We start from the raw sequence: 17,225 nt of genomic DNA on the forward strand, positions 1-17,225 counted from the left end.
ACTATTTGACCTCGACCACAGTGCCCTGCAACCGCTGCAAGGCTTCGTTCACTGCTTGCGGCATCAGCTGGCGCAGGCAGTTGTAATGACCAAAGCGGCACGTGCGATCAAAGCACGGGCTGCATTCGATGCCCAGGCGCACGATCTCGACATGTTCGGCCAGCGGCGGCGTGAAACCCGGCGACGTCGAGCCGTACACCGCCACCAACGGGCGATTGAGGGCCGCGGCGACGTGCATCAGGCCGGAATCGTTGGACACCACCGAGTCCGCGCAGGACATCAGGTCGATAGCCTCGGCCAGGGACGTGCCGCCGCTGAGGTTCACCGACTCTTCACGCAGGCCGGGAATCAGCCGCGCGCGAATGTCTTCGCCCACGGCGTGATCGTTTTTCGAACCGAACAGCCAGACTTGCCAGCCTTCGCGAATCTTCGCTTCGGCGACCTGGGCGTAATGCTCGGACGGCCAGCGCTTGGACTCGCCAAACTCGGCACCAGGGCATAGCGCCAACACCGGACGGTCGAGGCTCAGGCCGAATTTGGCCAGCGCCGCTTCGCGGGTGACCGGATCGATCTGCAAGCTCGGGCGCGGATACGGTTTCGGCAGTTCAAGGCCGGACTCGTACGCCAGCGCCATGAAGCGCTCGATCATCAGCGGGTAACGTTCTTTGTCCAGCGTGCGCACGTCATTGAGCAAGCCGTAGCGGAACTCGCCACGCCAGCCGGTGCGTTTCGGAATGCCGGCGAAGAACGGCACCAGCGCCGATTTCAGGGAATTGGGCAGCAGGATCGCCTGGTCGTACTGACCGGCCAGGGATTTGCCGATGCGCCGACGCGTCGCCAGTTCCAGTGCGCCGTGGCCGAGCGGAAAGCTCAAGGCCTGGCGAACTTCGGGCATGCGCTCAAGAATCGGCCGGCTCCACTCGGGGGCCAGCACGTCGATTTCGCATTGCGGGTGGCGTTGCTTGAGACACTGAAACAGTGTCTGCGCCATCACCATGTCACCGACCCAACTGGGCCCAACGATCAGAATTTTCATGTGGTTTCCAAAAACGAACCGGGGAGGCATACGCCTCCCCGCCTCGAGAATTCTACAAAACACTGCAGATCTACTGTGGGAGTTTGCTCCCACATTGGGTATTGGTGCACATCCAGTGCGGTGCAGCTTAGCTGCCTCAATTTACAAAACAACGCAGATCTACTGTAGGAGCAAGCTTGCTCGCGATGAGGCCATCACATTCAACATTGATGGTGACTGACACTCCGCCATCGCGAGCAAGCTTGCTCCTACAGGGTTATTCGGTGCTGCCACTGTCCGGTTTCAGCTTAGTCCCAACTCTTTCCAGATCCGCAATACCTGCCGCCGCTCGTCCGCGAACTGGTCGCCCGGTATCACCCCGGCGTCCTTCTGCAAGGCCTGCCGGTGCGCGGCGGAGCGGTAGGCTTTATAGGCCTCGCGCAACAGGCTGGCGTCTTCGGCGGGCATCAGCCCTTCGTGTTCCAGCTCTTCCAGAATGCGGATATTGTCGGTCCAGCGCAGCAATGGCGGGTGTGTTTCGGACCACGCCAGAGCCGCGTATTGCACCATAAATTCAATATCGACGATACCTCCTGCGTCCTGCTTGAGATCGAACGGCGCCGTGGCTTCGAAGGCATTCGCCCCGGTGCCGGCCGCGGTGCTCTTGCTGCCAAGGTTATCGCGCATCTTCGCGCGCATCTCGCTGACCTCCTGACGCAAGGTCGGCAAATCCCGAACTTTGCCCAATATCGCCGCGCGAACCTTCTCGAACGCCTGGCCGACATCCTGACTGCCCACCAGCACCCGCGCCCGTACCAGCGCCTGATGCTCCCAGGTCCAGGCTTCGTTTTCCTGATAACGGGCAAACGCCCCGAGCGAACTCACCAGCAAGCCCGAAGCACCGGATGGTCGCAGGCGCATGTCCACCTCATACAGCTGACCGGAGTTGGTCTGGGCGGTGAGCAAGTGAATGATCCGCTGCCCCAGCCGGGTGAAAAATTGCGCACCGTCGATCGGTTTCGGCCCGTCGGTTTCTGCCTGCGGATCGCCATCGTGAATGAACACCAGGTCCAGGTCCGAACCATGCCCGAGTTCCAGACCGCCGACTTTCCCGTAACCGACAATGATGAAGCCGGGATCGCACAAGGTGCCATCGGTGCGCTGCGGCGTGCCGTACTTGGCCACGGTCTGGCGCCAGGCCAGGGCCAGCACTTGTTCGAGGATCGCTTCAGCGAGCCAGGTCAGGTAATCGCTGACTTTCATCAGCGGCAGGCTGCCGGCGATTTCCGACGCGGCGACGCGCAAACGGTGCGCCAGTTTGAAATGGCGCAGGGCTTCCATTTGCTGTTCGAGGTCATCCTCGGGGATTCGTGTCAGGCGCTCGCGCAACTCGGCGGCCAGTTCCGGCGCCAAGGGCGGCTTGAACAACCGGCCTTCGTTGAGCAATTCGTCGAGCAGCAGCGGGAAGCGCGTGATCTGTTCAGCGATCCACGGGCTCGCGGCGCACAAGGTCAGCAAACGTCGCAGCGCGCCGGGGTTTTCAGTCAGCAGCACCAGGTACGCGGAGCGTCGGGCCACCGCTTCGACCAGTGGCAGCACGCGCTCCAGCACCAGATCCGGGTTGGCGTGCTCGACCGCCTGGGCCAGCAACCGCGGAATGAACGCATCAAGGCGTTCGCGGCCCAAACGCTGCATCGCGCGCAATTGCGGGCTGCTGCGCAGGCTGGCCAAGGCTTTCAGCGCTTTGGTGGCATCGGCGAAACCGCCCTCCTCCAACTGACGGCAAGCGGCCTCTTCGTCCTGCGCCTCCTCCCACAATGGCAGCCATTCACCGCCGACCACCACTTCGCTTTCAGTGCCTTCCTCTTCATCAGGGTCGGCGATCACCTGGCCAAAGTGCCAGGCCACGCGACCGCGCCAATACATCAGCTGCTCATGGAAGGCGTCCCAATCGGCGAAGCCCAACATAAAGGCAATGCGCGCCTGATCCTGCGCCCCGTCCGGCAACATCTGCGTCTGGCGGTCGGCAATCGCCTGGATCGCGTGCTCGGTGTAACGCAGGAATTCGTAGCCTTCGCGCAGCTCGCTGACCACCGCCGGCGGCAGGTAACCCTGACCTTCCAGCGTGCTCAGTACTTTTAATAGAGGACGTTGTTGCAGGCTCAGGTCGCGGCCACCGTGGATCAGCTGGAACGCCTGGGCGATAAACTCGACTTCGCGGATGCCGCCGGAGCCGAGCTTGATGTTGTCGGCCATGCCCTTGCGCCGGACTTCCTGCTGAATCAGCTGCTTCATCGTGCGCAGCGCTTCGATGGCGGAGAAGTCCAGGTAACGCCGGTAAACGAACGGGCGCAGCATGTCTTGCAGTTGCGCGCCGGCCACCTGGTCGCCGGCCACCACCCGCGACTTGATCATCGCGTAGCGTTCCCAGTCACGGCCCTGATCCTGGTAATACTGCTCCAGCGCGTTGAAGCTCAACACCAGCGCACCCGACGAACCGTAAGGGCGCAGGCGCATGTCGACGCGGAACACAAAGCCGTCAACGGTCATCGGGTCCAGCGCCTTGATCACGCGCTGACCGAGGCGGATGAAAAATTCCTGATTATCCAGCGAGCGTTTCACGCCGACGGTTTCGCCGCCCTCGGGGTAGGCGAAGATCAGGTCGATGTCCGACGACAGGTTCAGCTCGACCGCGCCGAGCTTGCCCATGCCGAGGATGACCATCTGCTGCGGCTCGCCGCTGCGCCGGCCGGTGGGCACGCCGAACTGCTGGCAATGCCGCGAGTACAACCACTGATAGGCCTGATCGATGCTCGCATCGGCCATGTCCGAGAGGTCGCGGCAGGTCTGGACCAGATCGGCCTGACGGGTCAGGTCGCGCCAGATGATCCGCACTTGATGGCGGGTGCGCTGGCGACGCAGGGCGCGACCGAGCTCGTCTTCGGTTTCAGCCGCGTTCACCGCTGCCGCAATCTGCGCGCACAGTTCGCCGGGAGCATAGCCACGGTCCAGCTCGCCGGACTGCACCAGCGCCAGCAACATCAAAGGGTCACGTACGCTCTGTTCAATCACGAAGTCGCTGGCGGCGGTGACGCGGGCGAATTGCGCCCAGCGCTCAGGCGTCCAGGCGGACAGGCCATGATCATCATCAAGAGCCTCGACGGCCGCACGGAACGACTGCTCGGCGCGGGTGACAAACGGCAGGAGAATGCCGGGCAGTTCAGCAAGCGTAGGGAGGCTCATGGTCTATCCTTGATCGGCGTGTAGGAGGCTGCATGTAGTGAATTTTCAAATTGCACTACCTGATCGACTGTCGAACAAAGGTTAGAAATAGCTGAAATTTCTTTATTTTTGGCAGGCAGCATCAAGCTTTCACCTTTTTCGGTTGGCAAAAGACCAACCTTAACGATTATTCTCACAACGTAGCCGGAGGCCACAAGCCGCTCATCTGTAGTTTTACTACTCGTATATACATTCGAATAGCTGAAATGCCCGAAGATTTGTAGTAAAACTACACGCCGCCGAATCCTACCTCTCGGCAATCCAAGAATTTATATCGTCTGCCCACAAGGCCAGTCGCAAACTCAGGCAACCGATTCTGGAAGCCTTTCCGCCCTGGAGCAAGCCATGCAAGACCTCGATCCCGTCGAAACCCAGGAATGGCTGGACGCCCTGGAATCGGTTCTCGACAAAGAAGGCGAAGACCGTGCTCACTATCTGATGACCCGTATGGGCGAACTCGCAACCCGCAGCGGTTCGCAATTGCCTTACGCCATCACCACGCCATACCGCAACACCATTCCCGTTACCCACGAAGCACGCATGCCTGGCGACCTGTTCATGGAACGCCGCATTCGCTCGCTGGTACGCTGGAACGCGATGGCCATGGTGATGCGCACGAACCTGAAAGATTCTGACCTGGGCGGTCACATCTCCAGCTTCGCTTCCAGCGCGACCCTGTACGACATCGGCTTCAACTATTTCTTCCAGGCCCCGACCGACGAACACGGCGGCGACCTGATCTACTTCCAGGGCCACACCTCGCCAGGCGTTTACGCCCGTGCGTTCATGGAAGGCCGCATCACCGAAGACCAGATGAACAACTTCCGCCAGGAAGTGGACGGTCAGGGCCTGTCGTCCTACCCGCACCCTTGGCTGATGCCTGATTTCTGGCAGTTCCCGACTGTATCCATGGGTCTGGGCCCAATCCAGGCGATCTACCAGGCGCGCTTCATGAAGTACCTGGAAGCCCGTGGTTTCATCCCGGAAGGCAAGCAGAAAGTCTGGTGCTTCCTGGGCGACGGCGAGTGCGACGAGCCGGAATCCCTGGGCGCGATCTCGCTGGCTGGCCGCGAGAAGCTCGACAACCTGATCTTCGTCATCAACTGCAACCTGCAGCGCCTCGACGGCCCGGTTCGCGGCAACGGCAAGATCATCCAGGAACTCGAAGGCGTGTTCCGCGGTGCTCAGTGGAACGTAACCAAAGTCATCTGGGGCCGTTTCTGGGACCCACTGCTGGCCAAAGACGTCGACGGCATCCTGCAACGTCGCATGGACGAAGTCATCGACGGCGAGTACCAGAACTACAAAGCCAAAGACGGCGCGTTCGTGCGTGAACACTTCTTCAACACGCCAGAACTCAAGGCGATGGTTGCAGACCTGTCCGACGACGAGATCTGGAAACTCAACCGTGGCGGCCACGACCCGTACAAGGTCTACGCGGCGTACCACGAAGCGGTCAACCACAAAGAACAACCGACCGTCATCCTGGCCAAGACCATCAAAGGTTATGGCACCGGTGCCGGCGAAGCGAAAAACACTGCGCACAACACCAAGAAAGTCGACGTCGACAGCCTGAAGTTGTTCCGTGATCGTTTCGACATTCCGGTCAAAGACGACGAGCTGGAAAACCTGCCGTTCTTCAAGCCAGAGCCAAACAGCGCCGAAGCCCGCTACCTGAGCGAGCGCCGCACTGCACTGGGCGGCTTCGTGCCACAGCGCCGCGCGCAGAGCTTCAGCGTACCGACGCCATCGCTGGATACGCTCAAGGCGATCCTCGACGGCTCGGGCGACCGTGAAATTTCCACCACCATGGCCTTCGTGCGGATCCTCGCGCAGCTGGTCAAGGACAAGGAAATCGGCCCGCGCATCGTTCCGATCATCCCGGACGAAGCCCGTACCTTCGGTATGGAAGGCATGTTCCGTCAGTTGGGCATCTACTCCTCCGTCGGCCAGCTCTACGAGCCAGTCGATAAAGACCAGGTGATGTTCTACAAGGAAGACAAAAAGGGCCAGATCCTCGAAGAAGGCATCAACGAAGCGGGCGCCATGAGCTCCTTCATCGCTGCCGGTACTTCGTACTCCAGCCACAACCAGCCAATGCTGCCGTTCTACATCTTCTACTCGATGTTCGGCTTCCAGCGTATCGGCGACCTGGCCTGGGCTGCCGGCGACAGCCGCACCCGTGGCTTCCTGATCGGCGGCACCGCCGGCCGGACCACGCTGAACGGCGAAGGCCTGCAACACGAAGACGGTCACAGCCACATCCTGGCTGCCACCATCCCGAACTGCCGCACCTATGATCCAACCTACGGCTACGAGCTGGCGGTGATCATTCAGGACGGCATGAAGAAGATGACCGAAGAGCAGCAGGACGTTTTCTACTACATCACCGTGATGAACGAGTCCTACCAGCAGCCAGCCATGCCGGCCGGTGTCGAGGAAGGCATCATCAAGGGCATGTACCTGCTCGAAGAAGACACCCGCGAAGCGGCGCACCACGTTCAGCTGATGGGCTCCGGCACCATCCTGCGTGAAGTCCGTGAAGCGGCGAAGATCCTGCGTGAGCAGTTCAACGTTGGCGCCGACGTGTGGAGCGTTACCAGCTTCAACGAACTGCGTCGCGATGGCCTGGCCGTCGAGCGCACCAACCGTCTGCACCCTGGCCAGAAGCCTAAACTGAGCTACGTCGAAGAGTGCCTGAATGGCCGTCAAGGTCCGGTCATCGCGTCTACCGACTACATGAAGCTGTTCGCTGAGCAAATTCGTCAGTGGGTCCCGTCCAAGGAATTCAAAGTCCTGGGCACCGACGGTTTCGGCCGCAGTGACAGCCGCAAGAAGCTGCGTCACTTCTTCGAAGTCGATCGTCATTTCGTGGTGTTGGCAGCCCTGGAAGCACTGGCTGACCGTGGTGACATCGAACCTAAAGTGGTGGCTGAAGCCATCGCCAAGTTCGGTATCAACCCGGAAAAACGCAACCCACTGGACTGCTGAGGAGAGATTCTGTGAGCGAACTCATTCGCGTACCTGACATCGGCAGCGGTGAAGGTGAAGTAATTGAACTGTTTGTGAAGGTCGGCGACCGTATCGAAGCCGACCAGAGCATCCTGACACTTGAGTCGGACAAGGCGAGCATGGAAGTGCCTGCGCCGAAGGCCGGTATCATCAAGAGCCTGAAAGTGAAGCTGGGCGACCGCCTGAAAGAAGGCGACGAACTGCTGGAGCTGGAAGTCGAAGGTGCCGCTGCCCCAGCCTCTGCATCGTCCCCTGCGGCTGCCGCGCCTGCAGCCAAAGCCGCAGAGAAACCGGCCGCTGCTCCAGCGCCGGCCGCTCCTGCTGCTGCGCCAGCTGCCGCTTCGGTTCAGCAAGTGCACGTGCCGGACATCGGTTCGGCAGGCAAGGCCCAGATCATCGAGATCCAGGTCAAGGTCGGCGACACCGTCGAGGCTGATCAGTCGCTGATCACCCTGGAATCCGACAAGGCGAGCATGGAAATTCCATCGCCTGCCGCTGGCGTGATCAAAGCCATCAGCGTCAAGCTCAACGACGAAGTCGGCACCGGCGACCTGATTCTGGACCTGGAAGTGGCAGGTGCTGCGGCTCCTGCTGCTGCCGCACCAGCTCAGGCGGCTGCTCCTGCCGCGGCACCTGCGCCAGCCGCTGCCGCCCCGGCCGCACCGGTTGCCGACAGCGTTCAGGACATTCACGTCCCGGACATCGGCTCGGCGGGCAAGGCCAAGATCATCGAAGTATTGGTCAAGGCCGGTGACACCGTCGCCGCCGACCAGTCGCTGATCACCCTGGAATCCGACAAGGCGAGCATGGAAATCCCATCGCCTGCCGCTGGCGTGGTGGAAAGCATTTCCATCAAGCTGGATGACGAAGTCGGTACCGGCGACCTGATCCTGAAGCTGAAAGTCAAAGGCGCTGCGCCTGCTGCTGCCCCGGCTGCGGCGTCGGCTCCAGCCGCTGCGGCACCGAGCGCTCCTGCGCCAGCCGCCGCTGCTCCTGCTGCTCCAGCACCTGCGGCGGCTCCGGCCAAGTCGGGCGCCAAGGTTCACGCAGGTCCTGCGGTACGCCAACTGGCCCGCGAATTCGGCGTCGAGCTGAGCGCGGTCAGCCCAAGCGGCCCGCACGGTCGTGTGCTGAAAGAAGACGTGCAGGTTTACGTCAAAGCCATGATGCAGAAGGCCAAGGAAGCACCGGCCGCAGCTGCCGGCGCAACCGGCGGCGCGGGCATCCCGCCGATTCCGGTCGTGGACTTCAGCCGCTTCGGTGAAACCGAAGAAGTGCCGATGACTCGCCTGATGCAGATCGGCGCGTCGAGCCTGCACCGCAGCTGGTTGAACATCCCGCACGTGACTCAGTTCGATTCGGCTGATATCACCGAGCTGGAAGCGTTCCGTATCGCTCAGAAAGCCGTTGCAGAGAAGGCCGGCGTCAAGCTGACCATCCTGCCGCTGCTGCTCAAATCCTGCGCGCACATGCTCAAGGAACTGCCGGACTTCAACAGTTCGCTGGCACCAAGCGGCAAGGCGATCATCCGCAAGAAGTACGTAAACATCGGCTTCGCCGTCGACACTCCTGAAGGCCTGCTGGTACCGGTCATCAAGAACGTCGACCAGAAGAGCCTGTTGCAACTGGCAGCCGAAGCCGCTGCGCTGGCTGCCAAAGCCCGCGACAAGAAGCTCACCGCTGACGACATGCAAGGCGCCTGCTTCACCATTTCCAGCCTCGGCCACATTGGCGGCACCGGCTTCACGCCGATCGTCAACGCGCCGGAAGTGGCGATCCTCGGTGTTTCCAAGGCAACCATCCAGCCAGTCTGGGACGGCAAAGCCTTCCAGCCGAAACTGATGCTGCCGCTGTCGCTGTCCTACGATCACCGTGTGATCAACGGCGCCGCTGCTGCACGCTTCACCCAGCGTCTGAGCAGCCTGCTGGCGGACATCCGCACCATCTTGCTGTAACACCGGCCGGCCCTCCTTCACCGGAGGGCCGTTCGCGTTTCACGTTTTCCGAGCGCCACGCTCGTACCTCAACCCCGCCAATTTGGCGGGGCTTTTTTTGACTTGAAGAAAGTCACTTTCCTACGTTCGTGGTTGAGTTAGCCCACAACTCGAATCCACTTCGGCACGATATTTTTTGCCGGCCTCCCACTAGGCTTGGTTATACAAATGACTAACTAAAGATTTAGTCGGCTTACTTATTTAGTTAATACCCCCTCGAATGGATTCGAATATGTTTAAACCTACAGTCGGCCCGATTATTGGCCACACTACAACTCAACATGCCCGCATCTTTTTACGTGGCGAGTTACAAAAAGACACTTTGGTGTTTGGTGGAATTCGTTATCGACGCAGCGGTGATACACCGTGGTCCAAAGCAATATTCAAACAACTGACAAGCACGCGAGACATGTGCGACGTCTTTGCCCTCAACGATCTCGCCACCGATACCGAGTACGAATACCAGGCAGGCTGGTTCAGCCCCATGAGCCCCGTGCACACCGTAGAGACGGTTCAGGAACTGCCGCTGCAATGGCCCAGGCATGTCTACCGTTTCAGCACTCAGTCGAGCAATCCCGCAGCGCCACGGGCTTACATCGTCGGGTCATGCCGTTACCTGCGGATGACGGTCGGCGCACCTTCGTTCCCGCACCTGGGCGACCGGATCTTTGCCTCCATCACGAACCTGGCGCAGCGCGCCGAAACGCCCATCAGCGCCCTGTTGATGACTGGCGACCAAGTCTATATCGATGACTTGAACATCATCGCACCTGATCGGGAATACAAGGAAATACTCAGCAAGTACCGCATGGCTTTTTCCCAGCCGCACATTTCAAAGTTGATGTCCGGTACGCCGACTTACATGATCCTTGACGACCATGAAATCGAAGACAACTGGCCCGCCAACAAAAACAAAAACGATGACCTTCTCTATAACAATGCCATCGCCGCTTATGAGTTGTATCAAGCCAGCCATAGCCCGGCCCATGAGTTGCTTGAAGATGGAAACATCCGTCCCCCCCTGAAACGCTATTGGTATCAATTCACCAACGGGGATATCGAATGGTTTGTCACCGACAGCCGGACTCGACGCAACCTGTCGGCCGGCGACCGGCGCATTCTCGACGAAGAGCAGGAGCAGGCCCTGTGCGAATGGCTGATCCACAGCCCGGCCCGGGTCAAATTCGTGGTCACCAGCGTAATGTTCTACCCCGACCGAAAACGCCTGGGCGATGACGCCTGGAAAGCCTTTCCGGAGCAACGACTACGGCTGCTGGAGACTATTCGTACACACCGCATCAAGAACGTGTTCTTCGTGTCCGGTGATGTGCACGGCTCCCTGACCAGTCGATTGACCCACAGCGAAGACCCGGACTTCGAGGTGCACACCATCGTCTCCTCGCCGCTGTGCAACAGCAAATTGCTGCCCTACGCCAAAGCCTCCACCTTCATCCTTGATCAGCCATTGGTGCGGACTGCCGCCGGTGATTATCGGCATGAACTGACCAGCCAGGTCATCAGCCAGGACAATTTCGCGCACCTGATCGTTGAGCCGGAACAGATCCGCGTCAGTTATCACGACCGCGACGGCAAACTTTTACAGTCGACGAGCATTACGTTGCGGTGATGCCGAAAACATCGCCAGCAAGCCGGCTCCTACAGAAATTACGCGACCCCCTGTAGGAGCCAGCTTGCTGGCGATAGCGGCCTCAAATTTTGCGCCGCCCTCCAGGCCGCCATCGCTGGCAAGCCAGGCTCCTACAGGTCCTGTGTCGCTCCGCAGATCGAGAATTACCCACCTCCCCTGTAGGAGCCGGCTTGCTGGCGATAGCGGCCTAAAATTTTGCGCCGCCCTTCAGGCCGCCATCGCTGGCAAGCCAGGCTCCCACAGGTCCGGTGTCGCACCGCAGATCGAGAATTACCCCACCTCCCCTGTAGGAGCCAGCTTGCTGGCGATAGCGGCCTCAAACTCTGCGCCGCCCTTCAGGCCGCCTTCGCTGGCAAGCCAGGCTCCTACAGGTCCGGTGTCGCCCCGCAGATCGAAAATCCCCCCACCTCCCCTGTAGGAGCCAGCCTGCTGGCGATCAGCCGCAACCCTTTTTCCAGCGAAATACGTTAGTTTTCAGCCATTACTGAAGAAAAGTTCACGCCGGCCGACATATTCTTATAGCACTTGGCCTTCATGTCTCTTGTCAGTCGGTGTCGCAATGATGCAACCTTGCCGCAGGCAACAGTAAAGAGGGCGAGAGCCCGGCGCGATCAGCACATTCGAAGCGAGTTTCCCTCCATGAAAAGCCAACCCGATGCCGCCAGCCGTATGGTGGCCGAGGTAGTGACGCAGTTGCCGGTGCCCTCGCGGCTCGGCATGCTGCGTTTCGAACGGCTGAATGAACCCAGCTGGGCGCTGCTGTTTCTCGATCCCAATTGCGAGCGACAGTTCGGCCTGCCGGCAGTGGAACTCTGTGCGCTGGTCGGTTCGCCCTATGCCAGCCTGATGGAGCCCGAAGCGCGCTATCAGCTGCATGACGCGGTCCAGCACCAACTCACCGAAAACCCGCATTATCTGATCCGCTACACCTTGCACACCGCCGCAGGCACCTTGAGCCTGCTGGAACTGGGCGAAGCCTACAAACAACACAATCGACACCTGCTGCGCGGCTACCTGCTGGTGGTCGATGGCATGTTCGAAGGCGATCCGTTGCTGCCGGCGCTGGACCTCGAAACCCAGAACTCGCGCTTGCAGATCGCCCTGGAGCTCAATCAGCGCGCCCAACAGGAACAGCTCCTGCACCTGGACCGCGTGCGCGCCCAGCAAGACTTGATCCTGCTGCTGACCCGCCAGCGCTACAGCACCGGCAATTCCCTGCAAGAAGCCGCCGAACTGATCACCCGCAGCGCCTGTGACATCTACGAAATCGACTGCGCCAGCCTGTGGAACCTCGAAGGTTCGATGTTGGTGCCGATCTCGGCGTATCACCGCGTCACCCAGGAATACGCCCTGCCGGCGCCAATCGACATCAGCGGCTTCCCCGATTACATGGACGCGCTGCACGGCAGCCGTGCAATCGATGCCCACAATGCGATTCGCGATCCGCGCACCCGGGAAATGGCCGAAAGCCTGCGCCCGCGTGATGTGAACGCGATGCTCGACGCCAGCATTCGTGTCGATGGCCAAGTGGTCGGCGTGCTCTGTCTGGAGCAGACCGGTGCGACCCGCGCCTGGCAGTCCGATGAAATCGCCTTCGCCGGCGAGCTGGCCGACCAGTTCGCCCAGGTCATCAACAACCACAACCGTCGCACCGCCACCAGCGCCCTGCACCTGTTCCAGCGTGCGGTCGAGCAAAGTGCCAACGCCTTTTTGCTGGTCAATTGCGACGGCGTGGTGGAATACGTCAACCCGAGTTTCACCGCGATCACCCAGTACTCCACCGAAGAAGTCCACGGCCAGCGGCTGTCGGAACTGCCGGCCCTGGAAAACCTCAGCGAACTGCTGTTCGACGCGCCCTCGGCGCTGGCCAAGAGCAACAGTTGGCAGGGTGAATTCAAGAGCCGCCGCAAAAACCTCGAACCCTACTGGGGCCAGTTGTCGATTTCCAAGGTGTACGGCGACAACCGCGAGCTGACGCACTACATCGGCATCTACGAAGACATCACCCAGACCAAACTCGCCCAGCAGCGCATCGAGCGCCTGGCCTACACCGATAACCTGACCAACCTCGGTAACCGCCCGGCGTTCATCCGTAATCTCGATGAGCGCTTCGCCCGAGACAGCGATACCCCGATCAGCCTGCTATTGGTGGACATCGACAACTTCAAGCGGATCAACGACAGCCTCGGCCACCAGACCGGCGACAAACTGCTGATCAGCCTGGCCCGACGCCTGCGCAACAGCCTGATCCCGAGCGGCAGCCTGGCGCGCTTCGCCAGTAACGAATTCGCCGTGCTGCTGGACAACACCGACCTCGCGATGGGCCAGCAAGTCGCCAACCAACTGCTGGCGACCCTCGACAAACCGATGTTCGTCGACAACCAGCTGATCAGCGTCACCGGCTCCGTGGGCCTCGCCTGCGCGCCGCTGCACGGCCGCGATCCGCAAACCCTGATGCGTAACGCCGGACTCGCGCTGCACAAGGCCAAAGCCAACGGCAAGCATCAGGTTCAGGTGTTCACCGAAGCGCTGAACGCCGAGGCCAGTTACAAACTGTTCGTCGAGAACAACCTGCGCCGCGCCCTGACGCAGAACGAGCTGGACGTGTTCTACCAGCCGAAACTGTGCCTGCGCAGCGGTCGCCTGCTGGGCATGGAAGCGTTGCTGCGCTGGAACCATCCGGAAAAAGGCATGATCCGCCCGGACCAGTTCATCAGCGTCGCCGAAGAAACCGGGTTGATCATCCCGATCGGCAAATGGATCGCCCGCCAGGCCTGCCGCATGAGCAAAGACCTGACGGCCGCCGGCCTGGGCAATCTGCAAGTGGCGATCAACCTGTCGCCCAAGCAGTTCTCCGACCCGGACCTGGTGTCGTCGATTGCCAACATCCTCAAGGAAGAAGCGCTGCCGCCGAGCCTGCTGGAGCTGGAACTGACCGAAGGCCTGCTGCTGGAAGCCACCGAAGACACCCACTTGCAGCTCGACCAGCTCAAGCGCCTGGGCCTGACCCTGGCCATGGACGACTTCGGCACCGGTTACTCGTCGCTTAGTTACTTGAAAAAATTCCCCATCGACATCATTAAGATTGATCGAAGCTTCATTCACGAAATCCCGGACAACCAGGACGACATGGAAATCACCTCCGCGGTGATCGCCATGGCCCACAACCTGAAACTCAAGGTCGTGGCTGAAGGCATCGAGACGGCCGAACAGCTGGCTTTCCTGCGCCGCCACCGCTGCGACGTCGGCCAGGGCTACCTGTTCGACCGACCGATTCCGGGCTCCGAGCTGATCGAAAAGCTCAAGCGCTACCCACGCGGCCCACTCGCCTGACAGCACACCGCAATCCCTGTGGGAGTGAGCCTGCTCGCGATAGCGGTGTATCAGTCACCAACAGTGTCATCTGACACACCGCATTCGTCGGAACGCCGCCCGGAGCAAGCCCGCTCCCACATTGGGTAGTGCGTAACCAGGCAGCATTGGGCAAACTGGCGGTCTGACTATCTACATTTCAACCTGACTGAGAGGACTGATCATGGTTCTGCGCTCGGAAATTCTGGTGAACAAAAACGTGCTCCCGACTAAAGAACAAGCTCTGCCTGGCCGCGAAACCCCGATGACCGTGCCGGAAAAACACTTCGTCCACGACGCCCCGCTGCTGGGCCCGTTCGCCATGGACGTGGATTTTGCGATCTTCGGCCTGGGTTGCTTCTGGGGTGCGGAGCGCAAGTTCTGGCAGCGCGAAGGTGTGGTGAGTACCGCGGTGGGTTACGCCGGTGGCTTCACGCCGAACCCGACGTATGAAGAAGTCTGCTCGGGCCTGACAGGCCACAGCGAAGTGGTACTGGTGGTCTACGAGCCGGCGAAAGTCAGCTATGAAGAACTGCTGAAAATGTTCTGGGAACTGCACAACCCGACTCAGGGTATGCGCCAGGGCAACGACATCGGCACTCAGTACCGCTCGGTGGTCTACGCCACCAACCCGACGCAACTGGAAGCGGCCAAGAACAGCGAGAAAGTGTTCCAGGCCGAACTGACCAAGGCGGGTAAAGGCACCATCACTACCGAAATCGAAGAAGCGCCGACGTTCTACTTCGCCGAGGCCTATCACCAGCAATACCTGGCGAAAAACCCTGAAGGCTACTGCGGAATTGGCGGCACCGGCGTCACCTGCCCAATCTGACCCAACGCAGATCAAAATGTAGGAGCCGGCTTGCTGGCGATGGCAGCGGGAAATCCAGCGAAGATCTCCCGGCCGCCATCGCCAGCAAGCCGGCTCCTACAGGTTATTTGTTAGTCACAAGATAGCGCTCGGCACACGGACTGATTGGCGTTACCCGCTCAATCTGTTCTGACGCAGATCAAAATGTAGGAGCCAGCTTGCTGGCGATGGCGGCGGGAAATCCAGCGACGATCTCCCGGCCGCCATCGCCAGCAAGCCGGCTCCTACAGGTTGTGTGTCAGTCACAAGATTGCGCTCGGCACACGGACTGATTGGCGTTACCCGCTCAATCTGTTCTGACGCAGATCCAATTGTAGGAGCCGGCTTGCTGGCGATGACGGCGGAAAATCCAGCGACGATCTCCCGGCCGCCATCGCCGGCAAGCCGGCTCCTACAGGTTGTGTGTCAGTCACGATATTGCGCTCGGCGCTCAACTGATTGGTGTTACCCACCGAATCCGATCTGACACAGATCCAATTGTAGGAGCCGGCTTGCTGGCGATGGCGGCGGAAAATCCAGCGTTGACCTCCCGGCCGCCATCGCCGGCAAGCCGGCTCCTACAGGGTTTGGGGTTGCCGTGGTTATTCGGCGATCAACCAATCCATCTGCCACCCACCCTGGGTTTGTCCCAACTTCTTGGACAACCACGGCAGCAGCTCACGCAGTTCCTCTTCCAGCCCCCACGGCGGGTTCGCGATCGCCAACCCGGAACCGTTCAGACTGTTCGGCGTGTCCAGCGGATGCACCAGCAACTCCACCCGCAACAACTTCGGCGCGCCCGTGCCGGCCAGATCCTGATAAAAACGACGCAACATGCGCTGGTCCTTCACCGGGTACCAGATCGCTGCCACGGTTTGGCGCATCCGGCCAATCGCTTCTTTCAGCGACGCCGCACAACGCTGCATCTCATCGAGCTGTTCAAACGGCGGATCAATCAACATCACCGCCCGCTTCTCCTGCACCGGCAACATTGCACGCGGCACATGCCAGCCTTCGCCCAAGTGCACCTTCACCCGACGGTCACCGGCCATGTTGTCCTTGAGCAACACACCGTCTTCGGGGTGCTTCTCGTTGAGCATCACCCGATCCTGCGGCCGCGTCAGACGGCGCGCCAACTCCGGCGACCCCGGGTAATAGCGCAATTGGCCATCCGGGTTCATGTCGTGCAGCACCTTCATGTAATCGGCGGTCAGTTCCGGCAGATCCGGCTGATCCCACAACCGCGCGATGCCTTCCAGGTACTCACCGGTACGGCTCGCCTGATCGCCTTGCAGGTCATACAGACCAATGCCGGCGTGAGTGTCGAGATAGGCAAACGGCTGCTCCTTGCGCGACATCAGGGCGATGAGGCGGGTCAAGGTCAGGTGTTTGAACACATCGGCGTGATTGCCGGCATGGAAGGCGTGACGATAATTCATGATTGCTCCTGCGAAGGCCGGGAAGTTTACCTTGTACCGAGGCGAACGTCAGGGCTTCGCGACTGAGCGGGCAGTGATCGTTCCCACGCAACGCATGGAAACGATCATTCAGCGGCGTTACGCGGAAGGCCGAGCCTTCAACCGCCGCCCCAACACGTCCAGCACATCACACCCATCGCGCAACGGAATGGCGCAGAGCAGGGCAAAGTCACTGAGGATGAAGGACTGGCACTCGATAGAGCCGCGCATCGACAGGTTTTCGAGCACCTGGGTGACAGCGCGGATTCGATAGCTGGCGGCGTCGTACAAGACATCGAGCGGTGCGCGGGTATCGACGAACAGCGTGGGCATGTCGTCGCAGTTGCTGGTGAGCGCCATGAAGCGGTTTTCGGGTGGTGGGGCTGGTTTTTCGTAGGGTGGGTCGGGATGAAGATTTTTCATTTACTAGAGACCTCGGCGGATAAGTTCAAGCTACCAACGGCCTTTCCTACGGGCTTGGGTGGCAGCCGTACGCGGGAGTAGGAAACTGAGGATCCACCAACTCAGCCACACCGAAGCGTGTCCCGCGCACAGCCGCCGCGAACGATCTTACGGACACGAATAAAGTGCCGCAATCAACCGACAGCGCTGATGC

General features: G+C 60.4%; 9 protein-coding genes. 5 read left to right on the forward strand and 4 right to left on the reverse strand.

Annotated features, from left to right (window positions below; genetic code table 11):
* Position 1: 1 nt before the first annotated feature.
* A complete protein-coding gene (gene waaF / locus IB254_RS16690; protein WP_192418120.1) occupies positions 2–1,036 on the reverse strand; it encodes a lipopolysaccharide heptosyltransferase II in 1,035 nt (344 codons plus the stop codon).
* Between the two features lie 282 nt (positions 1,037–1,318).
* A complete protein-coding gene (gene glnE / locus IB254_RS16695) occupies positions 1,319–4,258 on the reverse strand; it encodes a bifunctional [glutamate--ammonia ligase]-adenylyl-L-tyrosine phosphorylase/[glutamate--ammonia-ligase] adenylyltransferase (RefSeq protein ID WP_192418121.1) in 2,940 nt (979 codons plus the stop codon).
* A gap of 384 nt (positions 4,259–4,642) precedes the next feature.
* Here glnE and aceE point away from each other — a divergent pair, with 384 nt between their 5' ends.
* The 5 genes from aceE to msrA all read left to right on the forward strand — a co-directional run bounded on the left by aceE (position 4,643) and on the right by msrA (position 15,134).
* On the forward strand, positions 4,643–7,288 hold the full coding sequence (aceE, locus tag IB254_RS16700; protein ID WP_008027850.1) for a pyruvate dehydrogenase (acetyl-transferring), homodimeric type: 2,646 nt from the start codon (positions 4,643–4,645) through the stop codon (positions 7,286–7,288).
* Positions 7,289–7,299: 11 nt separating this feature from the next.
* Positions 7,300–9,264, forward strand: coding sequence for a dihydrolipoyllysine-residue acetyltransferase (aceF, locus tag IB254_RS16705; RefSeq protein WP_192418122.1), 1,965 nt, complete (start codon positions 7,300–7,302; stop codon positions 9,262–9,264).
* A 271-nt stretch (positions 9,265–9,535) separates the two neighbouring features.
* Positions 9,536–10,930 (forward strand): alkaline phosphatase D family protein, encoded by a 1,395-nt coding sequence (locus tag IB254_RS16710; protein ID WP_192418123.1) that lies wholly within the window; start codon positions 9,536–9,538, stop codon positions 10,928–10,930.
* Positions 10,931–11,590: 660 nt separating this feature from the next.
* A complete protein-coding gene (locus IB254_RS16715; RefSeq protein WP_192418124.1) occupies positions 11,591–14,284 on the forward strand; it encodes a putative bifunctional diguanylate cyclase/phosphodiesterase in 2,694 nt (897 codons plus the stop codon).
* Between the two features lie 202 nt (positions 14,285–14,486).
* Entirely contained in the window at positions 14,487–15,134 is a 648-nt protein-coding gene (gene msrA, locus IB254_RS16720) for a peptide-methionine (S)-S-oxide reductase MsrA (RefSeq protein WP_008025083.1), read from the forward strand.
* A gap of 620 nt (positions 15,135–15,754) precedes the next feature.
* Here the strand turns inward: msrA and IB254_RS16725 are convergent.
* Positions 15,755–16,591 (reverse strand): 23S rRNA (adenine(2030)-N(6))-methyltransferase RlmJ, encoded by an 837-nt coding sequence (locus tag IB254_RS16725; RefSeq protein WP_008025084.1) that lies wholly within the window; start codon positions 16,589–16,591, stop codon positions 15,755–15,757.
* A 117-nt stretch (positions 16,592–16,708) separates the two neighbouring features.
* Entirely contained in the window at positions 16,709–17,032 is a 324-nt protein-coding gene (locus IB254_RS16730; RefSeq protein WP_192418125.1) for a hypothetical protein, read from the reverse strand.
* Positions 17,033–17,225: the final 193 nt, after the last annotated feature.

It is taken from the genome of Pseudomonas sp. PDM03 (assembly GCF_014852385.1).
In the GTDB taxonomy this organism is placed as follows: domain Bacteria; phylum Pseudomonadota; class Gammaproteobacteria; order Pseudomonadales; family Pseudomonadaceae; genus Aquipseudomonas; species Aquipseudomonas migulae.